Source organism: Virgisporangium ochraceum, assembly GCF_016863655.1.
Taxonomy (GTDB): Bacteria; Actinomycetota; Actinomycetes; order Mycobacteriales; family Micromonosporaceae; genus Virgisporangium; species Virgisporangium ochraceum.
Genome location: NZ_BOPH01000023.1, coordinates 1 through 13,626, shown reverse-complemented (window position 1 = coordinate 13,626; position 13,626 = coordinate 1). Strand labels below are relative to the sequence as shown.

General features: G+C 74.0%; 11 protein-coding genes and 1 pseudogene. 3 read left to right on the top strand and 9 right to left on the bottom strand.

Annotation, left to right across the window (positions count from 1 at the left end; genetic code table 11):
• Positions 1–34: 34 nt before the first annotated feature.
• A complete protein-coding gene (locus Voc01_RS10340) occupies positions 35–655 on the bottom strand; it encodes a PadR family transcriptional regulator (protein WP_203927107.1) in 621 nt (206 codons plus the stop codon).
• 70 nt (positions 656–725) lie between these two features.
• Between Voc01_RS10340 and Voc01_RS10335 the strand changes: the two genes are divergently transcribed.
• Together Voc01_RS10335 and Voc01_RS10330 are read left to right on the top strand one after the other, a co-directional pair.
• A complete protein-coding gene (locus Voc01_RS10335) occupies positions 726–3,563 on the top strand; it encodes an FtsX-like permease family protein (RefSeq protein WP_203927106.1) in 2,838 nt (945 codons plus the stop codon).
• Positions 3,564–3,565: 2 nt separating this feature from the next.
• On the top strand, positions 3,566–4,279 hold the full coding sequence (locus Voc01_RS10330; RefSeq protein WP_203927105.1) for an ABC transporter ATP-binding protein: 714 nt from the start codon (positions 3,566–3,568) through the stop codon (positions 4,277–4,279).
• Between the two features lie 2 nt (positions 4,280–4,281).
• On the opposite strand, the gene Voc01_RS10325 is transcribed toward Voc01_RS10330, so the two are convergent.
• The 8 genes and pseudogenes from Voc01_RS10325 to Voc01_RS10290 all read right to left on the bottom strand — a co-directional run bounded on the left by Voc01_RS10325 (position 4,282) and on the right by Voc01_RS10290 (position 12,878).
• Positions 4,282–4,944 carry an MOSC domain-containing protein gene (locus Voc01_RS10325; protein ID WP_203927104.1) on the bottom strand — a complete coding sequence of 221 codons (663 nt, stop codon included), beginning with the start codon at positions 4,942–4,944 and terminating at the stop codon, positions 4,282–4,284.
• A 78-nt stretch (positions 4,945–5,022) separates the two neighbouring features.
• On the bottom strand, positions 5,023–5,874 hold the full coding sequence (locus tag Voc01_RS10320) for an oxidoreductase (protein WP_203927103.1): 852 nt from the start codon (positions 5,872–5,874) through the stop codon (positions 5,023–5,025).
• Between the two features lie 101 nt (positions 5,875–5,975).
• Positions 5,976–7,811, bottom strand: coding sequence for a substrate-binding and GGDEF domain-containing protein (locus Voc01_RS10315; protein ID WP_203927102.1), 1,836 nt, complete (start codon positions 7,809–7,811; stop codon positions 5,976–5,978).
• A gap of 86 nt (positions 7,812–7,897) precedes the next feature.
• Positions 7,898–8,563 (bottom strand): annotated as a pseudogene (locus Voc01_RS10310) (cytochrome bc1 complex cytochrome b subunit); the annotation flags it as partial.
• A gap of 62 nt (positions 8,564–8,625) precedes the next feature.
• Entirely contained in the window at positions 8,626–9,429 is an 804-nt protein-coding gene (locus tag Voc01_RS10305) for an endonuclease/exonuclease/phosphatase family protein (protein ID WP_203927100.1), read from the bottom strand.
• Between the two features lie 59 nt (positions 9,430–9,488).
• A complete protein-coding gene (locus Voc01_RS10300; protein WP_203927099.1) occupies positions 9,489–11,354 on the bottom strand; it encodes a Xaa-Pro dipeptidyl-peptidase in 1,866 nt (621 codons plus the stop codon).
• Between the two features lie 355 nt (positions 11,355–11,709).
• On the bottom strand, positions 11,710–12,006 hold the full coding sequence (locus tag Voc01_RS10295; RefSeq protein ID WP_203927098.1) for a hypothetical protein: 297 nt from the start codon (positions 12,004–12,006) through the stop codon (positions 11,710–11,712).
• Positions 12,003–12,878 carry an aldo/keto reductase family oxidoreductase gene (locus Voc01_RS10290; protein ID WP_203927097.1) on the bottom strand — a complete coding sequence of 292 codons (876 nt, stop codon included), beginning with the start codon at positions 12,876–12,878 and terminating at the stop codon, positions 12,003–12,005. The genes Voc01_RS10295 and Voc01_RS10290 overlap by 4 nt, the downstream gene beginning before the upstream one ends.
• Positions 12,879–12,984: 106 nt before the next feature.
• Here Voc01_RS10290 and Voc01_RS10285 point away from each other — a divergent pair, with 106 nt between their 5' ends.
• Positions 12,985–13,410, top strand: a complete 426-nt coding sequence (locus Voc01_RS10285; protein WP_203927096.1) for a winged helix-turn-helix transcriptional regulator — start codon at positions 12,985–12,987, stop codon at positions 13,408–13,410.
• The last annotated feature ends 216 nt before the right edge of the window (positions 13,411–13,626 follow it).

Here is a 13,626-nt window from a genome sequence, read left to right as displayed (position 1 = left end):
ACGTTCCGGCGCGGCGTGCGGGCTGGTGACCGGTTCACGACGCGTCCCGGACCTCGTCGCCGGGACCGTCACCGGGTCGCTCACCGGACGGCGGCGCGACGCGCAGCTCCTCCAGCGCCGCGCCGCCGTCGCGCAGCAGGGCGCCGTCGGCGTCCTCGATGAACAGCAGGTCGGCCTCGACGTGGCGGGCGGCGGCCGACAGCAGCAGCGCCACCACCGGGTCGGACTGCTCCCGCCGCAGCGTCTGCAGGTTGCGCAGCTCCCGCAGCAGCAGCCCGCGCTGGTGACCCAGCACCGCGCGCACCGTGTCGGCCGAGCCCGACCGGGCGGCGGCGGTGACCTTGAGGAAGAAGTCGTCGCGGAAGCCGCTGCCGCGCGGGCTCGGCGTGTCGAGCCACCGCGACAGCTCGGCCCGCCCGGTGTCCGTGATCGCGTACACCACGCGGTCGGGCCTGACCTGCTGGGCGTGGCGCTTGGACACCACGTGACCGTCGCGGGAGAGCCGGTCGAGCACCTGGTACAGGTGACCGATGTTGAGCGTGCCCCACTGCGGGCCGACCGCCGCCTCGAACGCGCCCTTCAGTTCGTAGCCGTAGCTGGGGCCGGCCGCCAGGAGCGCCAGGACCGCGTGCTGGATCGGCATCTCACCGGTCACCGTCTGCCGCTTGCATTGTGACAATGTATCGCGCAGAGTGTGGAGCGGCGATCGGGGGAGGGGTCGAGCGGTGGTCCGGTTCATCTGGCGGTACCTGCGGGGCCGGCTCGGCAGGTCGGTGGCGCTGCTGGCGGGGGTGCTGGTGGCGACCACCGGCTTCGTCGTGCTCACCGGTGCCACCGACACGTCCCGGCTCGAGGTCACCGGCTCGGTCGGGCGGGAGACCCGCGCCGCGTACGACATCCTGGTCCGGCCGAAGGGCGCCCGCACACCCCTGGAGGCGCGGCAGCGCCTGGTGCGGCCCAACTACCTGTCGGGCCAGTTCGGCGGGCTCACGTTCGACGACTGGGCGAAGGTCCGCGACGTGCCCGGGGTCGGCGTGGCGGCACCGATCGCGATGATCGGCTACTCGACGATGAGCCTGCACGTGCCCGTCGACGTCACCGACGCGGTCGACCGTAGCCTCGACCGGCAGGTCATCCGCGTCGACACCACCTACGAGGCCGAGCGTGGCCTGTCCCGCGCGGATGCCGCGCCCGGCTGGGTGTACGTGACGAAGAACAGCGTGATCTACCCCTCCTTCGAGCCTTCGCCGGACCGACCCGGGCGGTACACCGACGGCCGCGAGTACCCGCCCTTCGACTGCGGCGGCGGGCTGTTCCCGTACCCCGACCGGGAGGTGCTGCCCGACGGCACCACGGTGCCGGTGTGCCCGACCGACCAGTCGGCCGGCGACCTGCGGGCGGGTCAGACGCGGTCCGACCTCGAGCGGCCATGGTGGTACACCGTCCACCTGCGCCCCGACGGGCGCTTCGAGACGGGCAGCCGCAGCGGGCCCGGTGCGCCCCTCGGCCGACCGGTCGACCGGCTCGTCGTGCGGGCGTTCGCCACGGTGCCGTTCCTGCTCGCCGCCGTCGACCCGGACTCGGAGGAGCGGCTCGTCGGCCTGCGTGGCGCCACCGTGGCCGGGCGCGCGCTCACCGGCGCCGACCGGCCCACCGACACCCCGACGACGGCGAACATCACCGCGCAGCGCATCTTTCCAGCGGTCGCGAGCAGCCGGGCCTACGTCGACCTGAAGGCCGCCACCCGGTTGTCGCGGCTGGCATCGCCGCAGGTCTCCGGCCTGTCGTCGGACGCGGTACGCACCGCGCTCACCGCGTCGGCGGGCACGCCCGCCGGTGAGTGGCGCGGCGACGTCAACGACCGGTACCGCGAGTCGATGGACCGGCGCATGGCCGCCGACGCGCTGAGCGGCGAACTGCTCGAGACGGTCGTGCAGCCCGGCCCGGTCTCGTACGAGCGGCTGCCCGACGGCACCCTCCGCGCCACGACCGTTCCGCGGGCCCCGGACGTCTTCGGCGCGGGCCGCTTCGCCGGCCTGCCCCAGCCGTGGCTGGCCGCCGACCAGTGGTTCCGCCCGCTGACCCGGGTCGAGCTCGTCGACCCCGCGTCCGGCGGCGCTTTCCGCAGCTGGCGGCCCGTCGGCCTCTTCGACCCGGAGAAGCTCACCGGGTTCAGCGACGTCTCCCGCGTGCCCCTGGAGACCTACGAGCCGCCGGCGGTCACGGGCGCCGACCCGGCCAGCCGCGCGGCCCTCGGCGACCAGCCCCTGCTGCCCGGCGGCAACCCGGGCGGCTACCTCTCCCCGCCGCCGCTGCTGCTGACCAACCTCGACGTCGTGCCGGCGCTGTTCGACCGGTACCCGGACCGGGCGGCCGCACCGATCAGCGCGATCCGGGTCAAGGTCGCCGGCGTCGACGGGTTCAGCGAGGTCAACGCCGAGCGGGTGCGGGCCGCCGCCGAGGAGATCGCCCGGCGCACCGGCCTCGACGTCGACATCACGCTCGGCTCGTCGCCCGAGCCGCAGACCGTCGAGCTGGCCGCGGGCGCGTTCGGCCGGCCGGAGCTGCGGGTCGGCGAGGGGTGGTCGTCGATCGGCGTGGCCAGCCGGATCGTGCGGGCCGTCGACCGCAAGAGCCTGACCCTGTTCGCGCTGGTGCTCGTCGTGTGCGCGCTGTTCCTCGGCAACGCGGTGAGCGCCGCCGTGCGTGACAGACGCACCGAGCTGGCGGTGCTGTCCTGCCTGGGCTGGCCGGCCCGGCGCATCGCCGCGTCGGTCCTCGGCGAGGTGGCGGTGATCGGCACCGTCGCCGGGCTCGCCGCGGTGGGCCTGTCCCTACCGCTCGCCGCGGTGCTCGACATCCGGGTGCCGGCCGGGCGGGCCGCGGTCGCGGTCCCGGTCGCCCTCGCCCTGGCGCTCGTCGCCGGCCTGGTTCCGGCCGTCGGCGCCGCGCGGACCCATCCCGCGGCGGCGCTGCGGCCGGTGCGCGGAACCTCCCGCCGGCGCCGGCACGCCCGCGGCGTGTTCGGGCTGAGCGTGGTCAACCTGACCCGCGTGCCGGGGCGCACCGTGCTCGGCGCCGGCGCGCTGGCGATCGGGGTCGCCGCGCTGACCGTGCTCGCCGCCGTCACCATCGCGTTCCACGGCACGGTCGTCGGCACGCTGCTCGGCGACGCCGTCTCGGTGACCGTGCGGGGCGTCGACCGGCTCGCCGCCGGCGCGACGGTGCTGCTGGGCGTCGTCGCCGTCGCCGACGTGATGTACCTCAACGTCCGCGACCGCGCCGCCGAGCTGGCCACGCTGCGCGCGACCGGGTGGACCGACGCCGCGCTCGTACGGCTCATCGCCTACGAGGGCGGGCTGCTGGGCCTGCTCGGCGCGGTGACCGGCGCCGGTGCCGGGCTCGCCGCGGCCGCCTGGCTGGTCGGCGACGTGCCGTACCGGCTGGTCGCCGTCGCGGTCGGCACCGCCGCCGTCGGCGTGCTGGTCGCGGGCGTCGCCGCGATCGTTCCGACCGTACTGCTGCGCCGCCTGCCGGCCGCGCGTCTCCTGGCCGAGGAGTGACGATGATCAGGATCGAGAACCTGTCGAAGCGGTACGGGGACATCGTCGCCGTCGACGGCATCAGCCTCGACGTGGCGGCCGGCGGCACGGTGGCGCTCACCGGACCGAGCGGCTCGGGCAAGTCGACGCTGCTGCACCTCGTCGGCGCGATCGAGCGGGCCGACAGCGGATCGATCACCGTCGACGACGTCGAGGTCACCGCGCTCAGACGCGGACGGCTCGCCGCGTACCGGCAGCGGATCGGCTTCGTGTTCCAGCGGTACCACCTGCTGCCGCCGCTCACCGCGCTGGACAACGTGGTGGCGCCGACGCTGCCCTACCGGGTCACCTACGACCGGGCCGCGCGGGCCCGGGAGCTGCTCGACGCGGTCGGCCTCGCCGGCCGCGAGAAGGCCGTGCCGTCGGAGCTGTCCGGCGGCCAGCAGCAGCGCGTCGCGATCGCCCGCGCGCTCATGGGGGAGCCGGCGCTGCTGCTCGCCGACGAGCCGACCGGCAACCTCGACTCGAAGACCGGCCAGCAGATCCTCGACCTGCTGCTCACGCTGCGCGAACAGCGCGGGATGACGATCCTGCTGGCGACACACGAGCAGCACGTCGCCGCGCGCTGCGACCGTCTCGTCCGGTTGTCCGATGGCGCGGTGACCGACGACCTCGACCTGCGCGACGGCGAGGACCCCGCGACGACGCTCGCGCGGGCCATCCAGATCCGCCTGTAGGGCTACGGCTGACGGGGTAGCCGCTCGGTGAGGCTCTCGCGCAGGTCGTCGGGCAGCCCGTCGAGGTCGAGCAGGGCGGGAATGAGGTCGGGCTCGGTCATGAACGCGTGGAACGCCCGCGCGATCGTGACGCCGTGCGCCGGCCGGTCCTCGACGGTGACGGTGTCGCCGGCCAGCACCTCACCCTCCTCGAGCACGCGCAGGTAGGCGCCCGGGCGGTTCATCCGGGTGAACGTCTTCGTCCACCGGGGCTCGCCCATCTTGTGCTGGAACGTGGCGCACGGGATGCGGCCGAACGTCGGCTGCAGCACCAGCCGCGGACCGATGCGCCAGCGCTCGCCGATGACCGCGCCGTTGACGTCGACGCCCTCGGTGGTGAGGTTCTCGCCGAACAGGCCGTTGGCGAGCGGACGGTTGAGCCGCGACTGCCACCAGTCGTAGTCCTCGCGCGCGTAGGCGTACACGGCCTGGTCGTCGCCGCCGTGGTGCTCGATGTCGAAGATCTGGTCGCCGACGAGGCCGCTGTGCAGTCCCACCGTCCTGGGACCGGGCGCGCGGACGGTGACCAGGCGGTCGACCGGCTGCTTGTTGATACCGGTGACCCCCACGCGCTTGGCCGGGTTCGGCTCGGGTACCGCCAGGTTGACCGACGCGATCCTGCTCACGCCCGGCAATGTATCCGCCCCGCCGCACCCACGCCCGTCAATTACCGGTGTCCGGGCACGCGCCGCACGCCCGGGCTCCTACCGGTGCCGGGCCTTCCGGGCCGCCAGGTCGGCCAGCGCCGTGAACATGCCCACCAGCACGCGGTCGTAGACCCGGTCCGGCAGGAGCCAGCGCACCAGCAGCGCCGCCTTCGCGCCGCGCCCGACCGCGTAGCGGGTGCGCGGACGCCGTGCCGTCGCGGCCCGGCCGATCGTCCGCGCGACCACCGACGGCTCCGACAGGGCCGCGGTCTCCGAGGCGAGCGACACCGCGTACCGGCGGGCGTAGCCGGCGTACGCGCCGTCGCCGGAGGTGGCGAGCAGCCGCTCGCCGGCGACCCGCGGGAACTCGGTCGCGACCCCACCCGGCTGGATCATGACCACGTGGATGCCGAGCGGCTTCAGCTCGACGCGGAGGCAGTCGCTGAGCCCTTCCAGGGCGTACTTCGTCGCGTGGTACCACCCGCCGAGCGGCTGGTACATCCGCGCGCCGACCGAGGAGACGTTGATGATGCGCCCGGATCCCTGCGCCCGCAGGTGGGGGAGCACCAGCTGGCACAGCCGGGCCGCGCCGAAGACGTTGACCTCGAACTGCCGCCTGGCCTCGTCCATCGGCACGTCCTCCAGCGCGCCGAACGAGCCGTACCCGGCGTTGTTCACCAGGACGTCGATGCGTCCCGTCTCCGCGACGACCCGGTCGACCAGCGCCGCCAGGTCGGCACCGTCGGTGACGTCGACGCGGACGGTGCTGACGCCGAGCTCGGCGAGCGGGGCCATCCGGTCGACCCGCCGGGCGACCGCGTAGACGCGGAAACCGAGCCCGTGCAGGCGGCGGCTCGTGGCCGCGCCGATGCCGGCGGACGCACCGGTGACGATCGCGACCCTGGCCATGAACCCCGAGGGTAGCGATCCCTGTCTATCCGGTCGAGGTCCTGCCGGTCGGGTGCGGCAGGGTCGCCGCGGTGGCCGCCAGCGGCCGGTCGGTGCGCCCCTCAGCCGGCGCGGGCGGCGCGCCGCTGGGTCTTCGCGTCGTACATCGCGGCGTCGGCGTGCCGGAGCAGGTCCTCCGGCGCGGCGACGCCGTCGGTGGACAGCGCGACCCCGATGCTCGCGCCGACCCGCACCTCGTGGCCGTCGAGCGGCACCGGGTCGACGAACGCGGCCCGGATGCGGTCGCTCACGTGCCGGGGGCCGTGCGGCAGGTCGACGCCGTCGAGGAGGATGACGAACTCGTCGCCGCCGAGCCGGGCCGCGGTGTCACCGTCGCGGAGCAGGTCGGTCAGGCGCTGGCCGACGTGTACCAGCAGCCGGTCGCCGACGGCGTGGCCCAGCGTGTCGTTGACCTGCTTGAAGCCGTCCAGGTCGAGGAACAGCAGCGCGAGGTGGTGCCCGGGGTCGGCGACCGAGCGCTGCCACGCGCGCCGGAGACGCTCGGTGAACAGGGCCCGGTTCGGCAGTCCGGTCAGACTGTCGTGCAGGGCGGCCTGGCGCAGCCGCTCCTCGCTCTCGTGCAGCGAGCGCAGGAGCGCCGTGTGCTCCAGCGCCAACGCCAGCAGCGCGCCGGAGTGGTTCATCATCTCGCGGCCCGGCGGCGTGGTGTCCTGGATGCGGCCGACCGCCGCGAGCATTCCCCAGTCGTGTGCCTCGCTGCGCACCGGCACGACGAACACGATCTGCCCGGCCTCGCCGTCGGCGAGCGCGAACAGGTCGGCGGGCGGGAACTCCTCGACCGGCAGCACCGCGCGCGTCGACGCCCGGGCCGGGTCGGCCGCGTCGTACGCGCCGACGATCTCGATCGCGCGCTCACCCGGTCGCCACAGGCCCAGGCGGCCGGCGCGGGCCGGGGTGCGGCCCAGCCAGGCCAGCCCCAGCGGGTCCCGGCCGTGCCGGCCGAGGAGCTCGATGCTGAGCCCGTACTGGATGTCGAGGGTCTTCTGCAGGTAGGCGGTGTCGTCGAACTGGGCGCGGTACCGGTCCTCGGCGAGCTGCAGACCCTTCGGCGGGCAGCCGCACGAGTCCCGGACGACGAGCTCGGAGGGGACGACGTGCATGCCCGGACCCTGCCCGAGCAGCTCGTACGCCAGCCGGCCCAGCCGGTCGAGCGGCTGGCACACGGTCGTCAGGCTGGGCCGCAGGAAGCGGGCGTCGGCGATGTCGTCGAACCCGACCACGGCCAGCGTGCCGGGCACGTCGTACCCGGCGCCGGTCAGCGCCCGGACCAGACCGATCGCGTTCCGGTCGGTGCCGAGCACGATCGCGGTCGCGGGCATGCCGGCCGCGATGAGCCGCTCGGCGATGTCCACGCCGCCGGTCTCGTGGTTGTCCATCGCGTCGAACAGCAGCGCCGGGTCGGGCTCGATGCCGTGGTCGCGCAGGCCCGTCCGGTAGCCCTCGTGCCGCTCCCGGAGGTCGAAGTGGTCGAGGTCGCCGCCGAACGCGATCCGCTCGTGTCCGTGCGCGACGAGATCGTGGACGCTGTCGCGGACGCCGCCCCGGTTGTCGGCGACCACGACCGGGCACTCGACCCCGGGCAGCTCGTGGCCGATCAGCACCACCCCGATGCCGGCGTCACGCATCCGCCGCACGTACGCGGCGTCGACGGCGCCGGGGAGCACCACCGCGCCGTCGAGGTGGTTCCAGGCGACCGGCTGGCGGAAGTCGGGCACCCCGCTGATGTCGGCGCTCGGCGAGCCCGGGTCGAGCGTCTGCACGGCGATCGTCCGGTCGCCGGCCGCCACCGCGGCCCGGTTCACGCCGGCGATCAGCGCACCGTAGTAGTCCCCGCCGACGAAGGGGGAGAGGACCGCGACAGTTCGGGTGTCCGGCACGCCACCTCCGTCTCGTCCGCTCCACCCGTCACACGTGTCGGGTCTGTGAGTACGTTCGGCAGGTCCGGCCGGTTCCTGAGGCCGACTCCCGGTCGACGCCGGTCCGGCGGCGGCCGTTCGATGGGTACGAAGAAGCCTCGCACGGTCGGCGCCAGCGCGCCGACGCGGTTCAGCTTCTTCGGGACGGGCGTGCCGCGGTACCCGAGGCCGTCGCCCAGCGGCTGGTGGACCTCGACGAACCCGCCGTCGGGCAGGCGCCGGATGATGCCCGTCTCGATGCCGTGGGCGAGCACCTCCCGGTCGTGCTGCTGCAGCGCCAGGCAGAGGCGGTGGGCCACCAGGTAGGCGACGGGCGGCATGAGGAGCAGCCCGATCCGGCCGGCCCACGTCATCGCGTTGAGGCTCATGTGGAACCGCTCGGCGATCACGTCGTTGGCCGTCGACACGGTCAGGACACCGTAGAACGCCAGCGCCATCGCGCCGAGCGCGGTGCGGTGTGGCGCGTCCCGTGGCCGCTGCAACAGGTGGTGGGCGGCGCGGTCGCGGGTGAAGCGGGCCTCCAGCCACGGATACAGCACCGTCGCCGTCACCAGGACCCCGGGTACGACGACCGCTGGGAAGAAGACGCTGGGGACGGTGTGGCCGAACGCGCGGACCTCCCACGGCGGGAACAGCCGCAGGGCGCCGTCGAGCCACCACATGTACCGGTCCGGCTGGCTGGCCGACGACACCAAGCCCGCCTGGTACGGGCCGACGTCGAGCAGCACGTCGGTCCGGTTCGGGCCTGTCACGGTCACACTCACCGACTGTACGGTCATTCGCTCCAGCGGAGGTCCGCCACGACGGCACGGTGGTCCGACGGGTACACGCCGTCGACGGCGTCGCCGGCCAGCCGTACGGCGTCGACGGACACGTGCTGGTCCTCGCGTCCGGGGCGGAAGAAGATGTGGTCGATGCGTTGGTCGACGAGCTGAGGTCCGGCGCTCAGCGGCGCCGACGGGTGGGTCGACGGCAGGGTCACCGCGTCCGCCGGTCCACCGCCGGCGGTCCAGGCGTCGGTCAGGACGTCGCCGACCGACCGCAGCACGGGGGAGTCCGCCGCGGCGTTGAGGTCGCCCATGAGCAGCACCGGACACGGGCCGTCGAAGCGGGGATCGGTGGCGAGGTCGGCCACGAACGCGCCCTGCGCGATCCGGTCGTCGGTGTAGGGGACGCCGTAGTCCAGGCACGCGGCCACGATCGGCAGCGGCCCGGCCGGATGGTCGACCCGGACGGTGAGCGCCACCGGGTCCCAGGCGCGGTGCCGGGCCGGCATCACCGGTGCCTCGTGTTCGAGCACCGGCCAGCGGCTCAGCACCGCGATGCCGAGTTCGACGCCGCCGGCGTCGGCCGGCGCCGTCGGGTAGGAGGGACCGGCGAACACCGCGTGCATCCCGAGCGCGTCGGCCAGCTCGTGCGCCTGGGTCGTGCCGTCGCCGGCCCAGACCTCCTGGAGCGCCACGACGTCGGGGCCGACGCGGGTCAGCGTCTCCCGGATGCCGGGCTGCCGGTCACGCCAGTGCGGCCCGAACCGCCACCAGACGTTCCAGGTCATCGCGCGCACCACGCTGTCGGCCATCGGCAAGCCTCCGATCGGTGACGGTCGTCATGATCGGTACTGCCCCCCGCCCGTGGAGTCTATGCGTGCGGGACGACGTCCGCGGCCGGCGGATCGGGTGCCCGCGAGGTCGTCACCGCCGGCGCGCGGTCGGGTTCACCGATGCGGACGGGACCGGCGACCGGGAGCGTGAGCCGGCTGCCGGCGAGGTCCACCTCGACGGTCGCGCCGCTCGGGGTGGGCGAGGTGAAGCTCCGGTCGCTCTGGCTCACCACGAGCCCCAGCACGTGGCCGGTGGCGAGCACGAAGTCGTGCGGCTGGAACGTCACCGTCATCGTGTACCAGCGGTCCGGGTCCAGCGGGGTCGGGCTGCTCAACGACGCGTGGTGCGACGCCTCCAGCCAGCCCCGGGTGATCACCGCGTGGTCGGTGGAGACCACGTCCTCGACCGTGTCGAAGTAGCAGGCGTCGTCGGTCGCGGTCGACTGGCCCCAGCACGACTCGGTGGTCTGCCGGACCACGCCGCCCGCCGCGTTGCCGTAGTTCACCCGGTCGGCCGTACCGTAGTCGACCAGCCGGACGCTGAAGTTCGTCGTCGGCCGGTCCACCCTGACCCGCAGCGTCACCGACGCCGTGCCCGACACCCGCAGCGACGTCGGCACCGGCGCCGACAGGAACATCAGCCGCCCGGCGACGGGCGTGTTCGGCTGGGCCACCAGCGCGCTCTCGCCGAGGCTGGGATCGTCGGTGAACGACACGGTTCCGGCGGCGGGTCGCAGTCCCAACGTGCCGTTGCCCAGACGGACCGGAACCTGAAGCGACGGCGCCGGCCACGACGGCTCGTCCACCCACCGGCCCGGCGCGCGTTCGACGGTGGCCTGCGGCTCGCGCATGATGCCGTTGTCGACGCCCTTGAGCCAGTACTCGAACCACCGGTCCAGCGTGCGCACCCACTCGGCGCGGCGGACGTCGAACGGGTCGGTGTGCGCCTGCTGGTAGAGCCAGATCTTGCGCGGGACGCGGTGCTTCGCGAGCGCCGACCACCAGGCGCCGACCTGCGTCGTGGTCACGTTCGTGTCGTTGAGGCCGTGCGCGATGAACACGCTCGCCCGCACGGTGCGGGCGTCGGGCCGGAAGTCGCGCTCGGCCCAGTAGGCGTTGTAGTCGCCGGTCGCGTCGTCGCTTCCGGCGGACAGCTCCGAGGTGACCGCGGTGCAGACGCCGGCCGGCCGGCCGCTGGTGTAGTTGTGCAGGTAGACGTGGTGCCTCCGGGACCGGACGACACCGGCGTAGCGGCTGTAGTCGTACCAGCTCGAGATCGCCGAGATCGGCACGATCGTCGCGAGGCCCCTGACCCCGGTGGCGGCGACGCCGTTGGCGATCGAGCCGTCCCACGACTTGCCGATCATGCCGACCCTGCCGGTGCTCCAGCCCGCCGACGCGCCCGTGCCGTCGGCGTGGAACCCCCGCGCGCGGCCGTTGAGCCAGTCGATGGCGGCCTTGACCGCGAGGATCTCCTCCCGGCCGCCGACGTCGGCACAGCCGGTCGACCGGCTCGTGCCGGCCGCGTCGACGGCGGCGAACGCGTACCCGCGCGGCACGAACCAGTTGTCGTAGTAGAGCGGGAACTGTGTGACGGTCCCGTCGTCGGCGTACTCCTTGCGTTCGTTCTCCAGACCACGGCCGCAGCACTGGTAGTACGGCGAGGCCACCATGACGACCGGCACCCTGATGCCGCGCTCCGCGGCCTCGCGCGGGCGCACCAGGTCGACCACGACGCGGTCGGGTCGGCCGTCGGCGTCGTTGTCCAGCGGCGTCTCGACCTGGACGCTCTCCCGGATGGCGTCGGCGTAGGAGTACCGCGGCGCGGCCCGGGCGATGGAGGGTGCGACGAGCACGGCGCCCGCCACGATGACGCCGACGGCGAAGAACCTTCTTCCACGCATGGGCGACCGCCCCTCCTTGCAGAGAAGAACGTCGATCAAATGCTATGGCGCGTGTCAAGGTTCACGCTTCACGCTTCACGCCAACGGCAGGACGTCGTCGTCGCGCCCGTCGAGCGGGAGACGCGCCGACAGCCGACGCCAAGCCACGTCCGAGCACCATGGTCATGGCCTCCCCGACGGTAGAGGCCTGGACGCTACAACGGCCGGGGCGCGGTGCGCGTCGGGTGGAAGGCCGGTCCGGCTGCCCTTCCGGGCCGGGTTCCCTCTCAGCCGGGGCGGTTGGTGAACCGGTGCCACCACCGCCGGCGGGGTGGCTGTGCGGGCGGCGGCGCGTGCGACGTGATCGACGACTGCATCACCAGCGTGCGGAAGCCCTCGCCCCAGCCCTGCGCCGGCGCCGGCGTGCCGGCCGGCCACTGCCCGGCCACTGCCCGGCCGCGGCCACGACGACTAGGTCGGTGCCGCCGTCGCGCTGCCGGACCCAGTCGTTCGGTGCGCGCTCGACGTAGCCGTCCAGGGTGTGCCGGAACCAGGCGGCCACGGCGTCGACCGGCTCCTCCGACCCGGACCACGTCGACGTGACCGCGGCGCCGGCCGCGGACAGGCACTGGTAGTCGACCTGCCGGAGAGCCGGTCCACCGTCGGCGATCATGTTCCCATGATGCCGACCGTGTCGAGTTCCGCGAGGTCGGACGCGGAGAGCGGAAGGCCGGCGCCGGCGACGTTCCCGCGCAGGTGGGCCACCGACGACGTGCCGGGGATCAGCAGGATGTTCGGCGACCGCCGCAGCAGCCAGGCCAGGGCGACCGACATCGGCGTCGCCTCCAGGCGGGTGGCCACCGCCTCCAGCGCCGAGGACTGGAGCGGGCTGAAGCCGCCGAGCGGGAAGAACGGCACGTAGGCGACGCCGTCCGCGGCCAGCGCGTCGACCAGGGCGTCGTCGTGGCGGTGGGCGAGGTTGTACAGGTTCTGCACGCACACGATCGGCGCGATGCTCCGCGCCTCGGCGACCTGCTCCGGCGTCGCGTTGCTGAGGCCCAGGTGCCGGACCAGGCCCTCCCGCTGGAGGTCCACGAGCGTCCCGAACGCCTCGGCGACCGGTTCCGGCCGCGGCCCCGTGGCGTCGCCGAGGCGGAGGTTGACCACGTCGAGCACGTCGAGGCCGAGGGTCTCGAGGTTGTCGTGGACGGCGCTGCGCAGGCTCCGCGGGTCGCGGGCGGGAGGCCAGCCGCCCCGCTCGTCGCGGGTCGCGCCGACCTTGGTGACGACGTGCAGGCCGTCCGGGTACGGATGCAGCGCCTCGCGGATCAGCTCGTTGGTGACCCGCGGCCCGTACGCCGCGGACGTGTCGAGGTGGGTGATGCCGAGGTCGGCCGCAGTACGGAGGACCGCGAGCGCGCCGTCACGGTCGGCGGGCGGGCCCATCACACCGGGGCCGGCCAGCTGCATCGCGCCGTAGCCGAACCGGGTCACGGTCAGGTCGCCCAGCGTCCAGGTACCGCCGGGAAGGGAAGGGGAGGCCATGCGGGTCACCTCTCTGTCGGTTGCCTGAGCCACTATCGGGATGTAACTCTCTCCTGGGAAGTACGCACTTCGAGGTGCGTTACGCACCCGGGAACGCGAGGGGCCGATGGCGACGACGAAGGCAGCCCGCACGAGGGCGCAGGCGAAGGCCGGGTACGACGCGTTCCTGGCGGCGTGTCCGAGCCGCCAGCTGCTCGACCGGATCTCCGACAAGTGGGTCGCGCTGATCCTGGCGGCCCTGGGCAGTGGACCCGACTGCGCCGGCGGGCCGCGGCCGATGCGCTACTCGGAGCTGTCGCGCCTGCTGGCCGGCGTGAGCCAGAAGATGCTGACCCAGACGCTGCGCGCCCTGGAGCGCGACGGGCTGGTCAGCCGCACGGTCGTGCCGACGGTGCCGGTCACGGTCTCCTACGAGCTGACCGACCTCGGCCTGTCGCTGCACCGGACCATGCGCGGCCTCAAGGCCTGGGCCGAGTCGCACATGGACCAGGTGCTCGCCCACCGCGCGACCCACGACGCCACTCCCGCCTGACCGTCGGTTCGGCCCCACCCCAGTACTCCGGACGGGGGATGCCGTGTCCCGGTACGAGCGGGCGCCGGGCCCTGGTGGTGCGTTGCCGGGGTGTGGACCGGCCGCGCCGCTGGCGGCGTTGCGCCAAAGCCGGCGTCTCGGCTCGGGCGGGCCCGCCGCCACTGTCCGTCGTCGGCAATCTGCCCACCGGGTCTGTGCCGGTCGCCTTGATCGTTG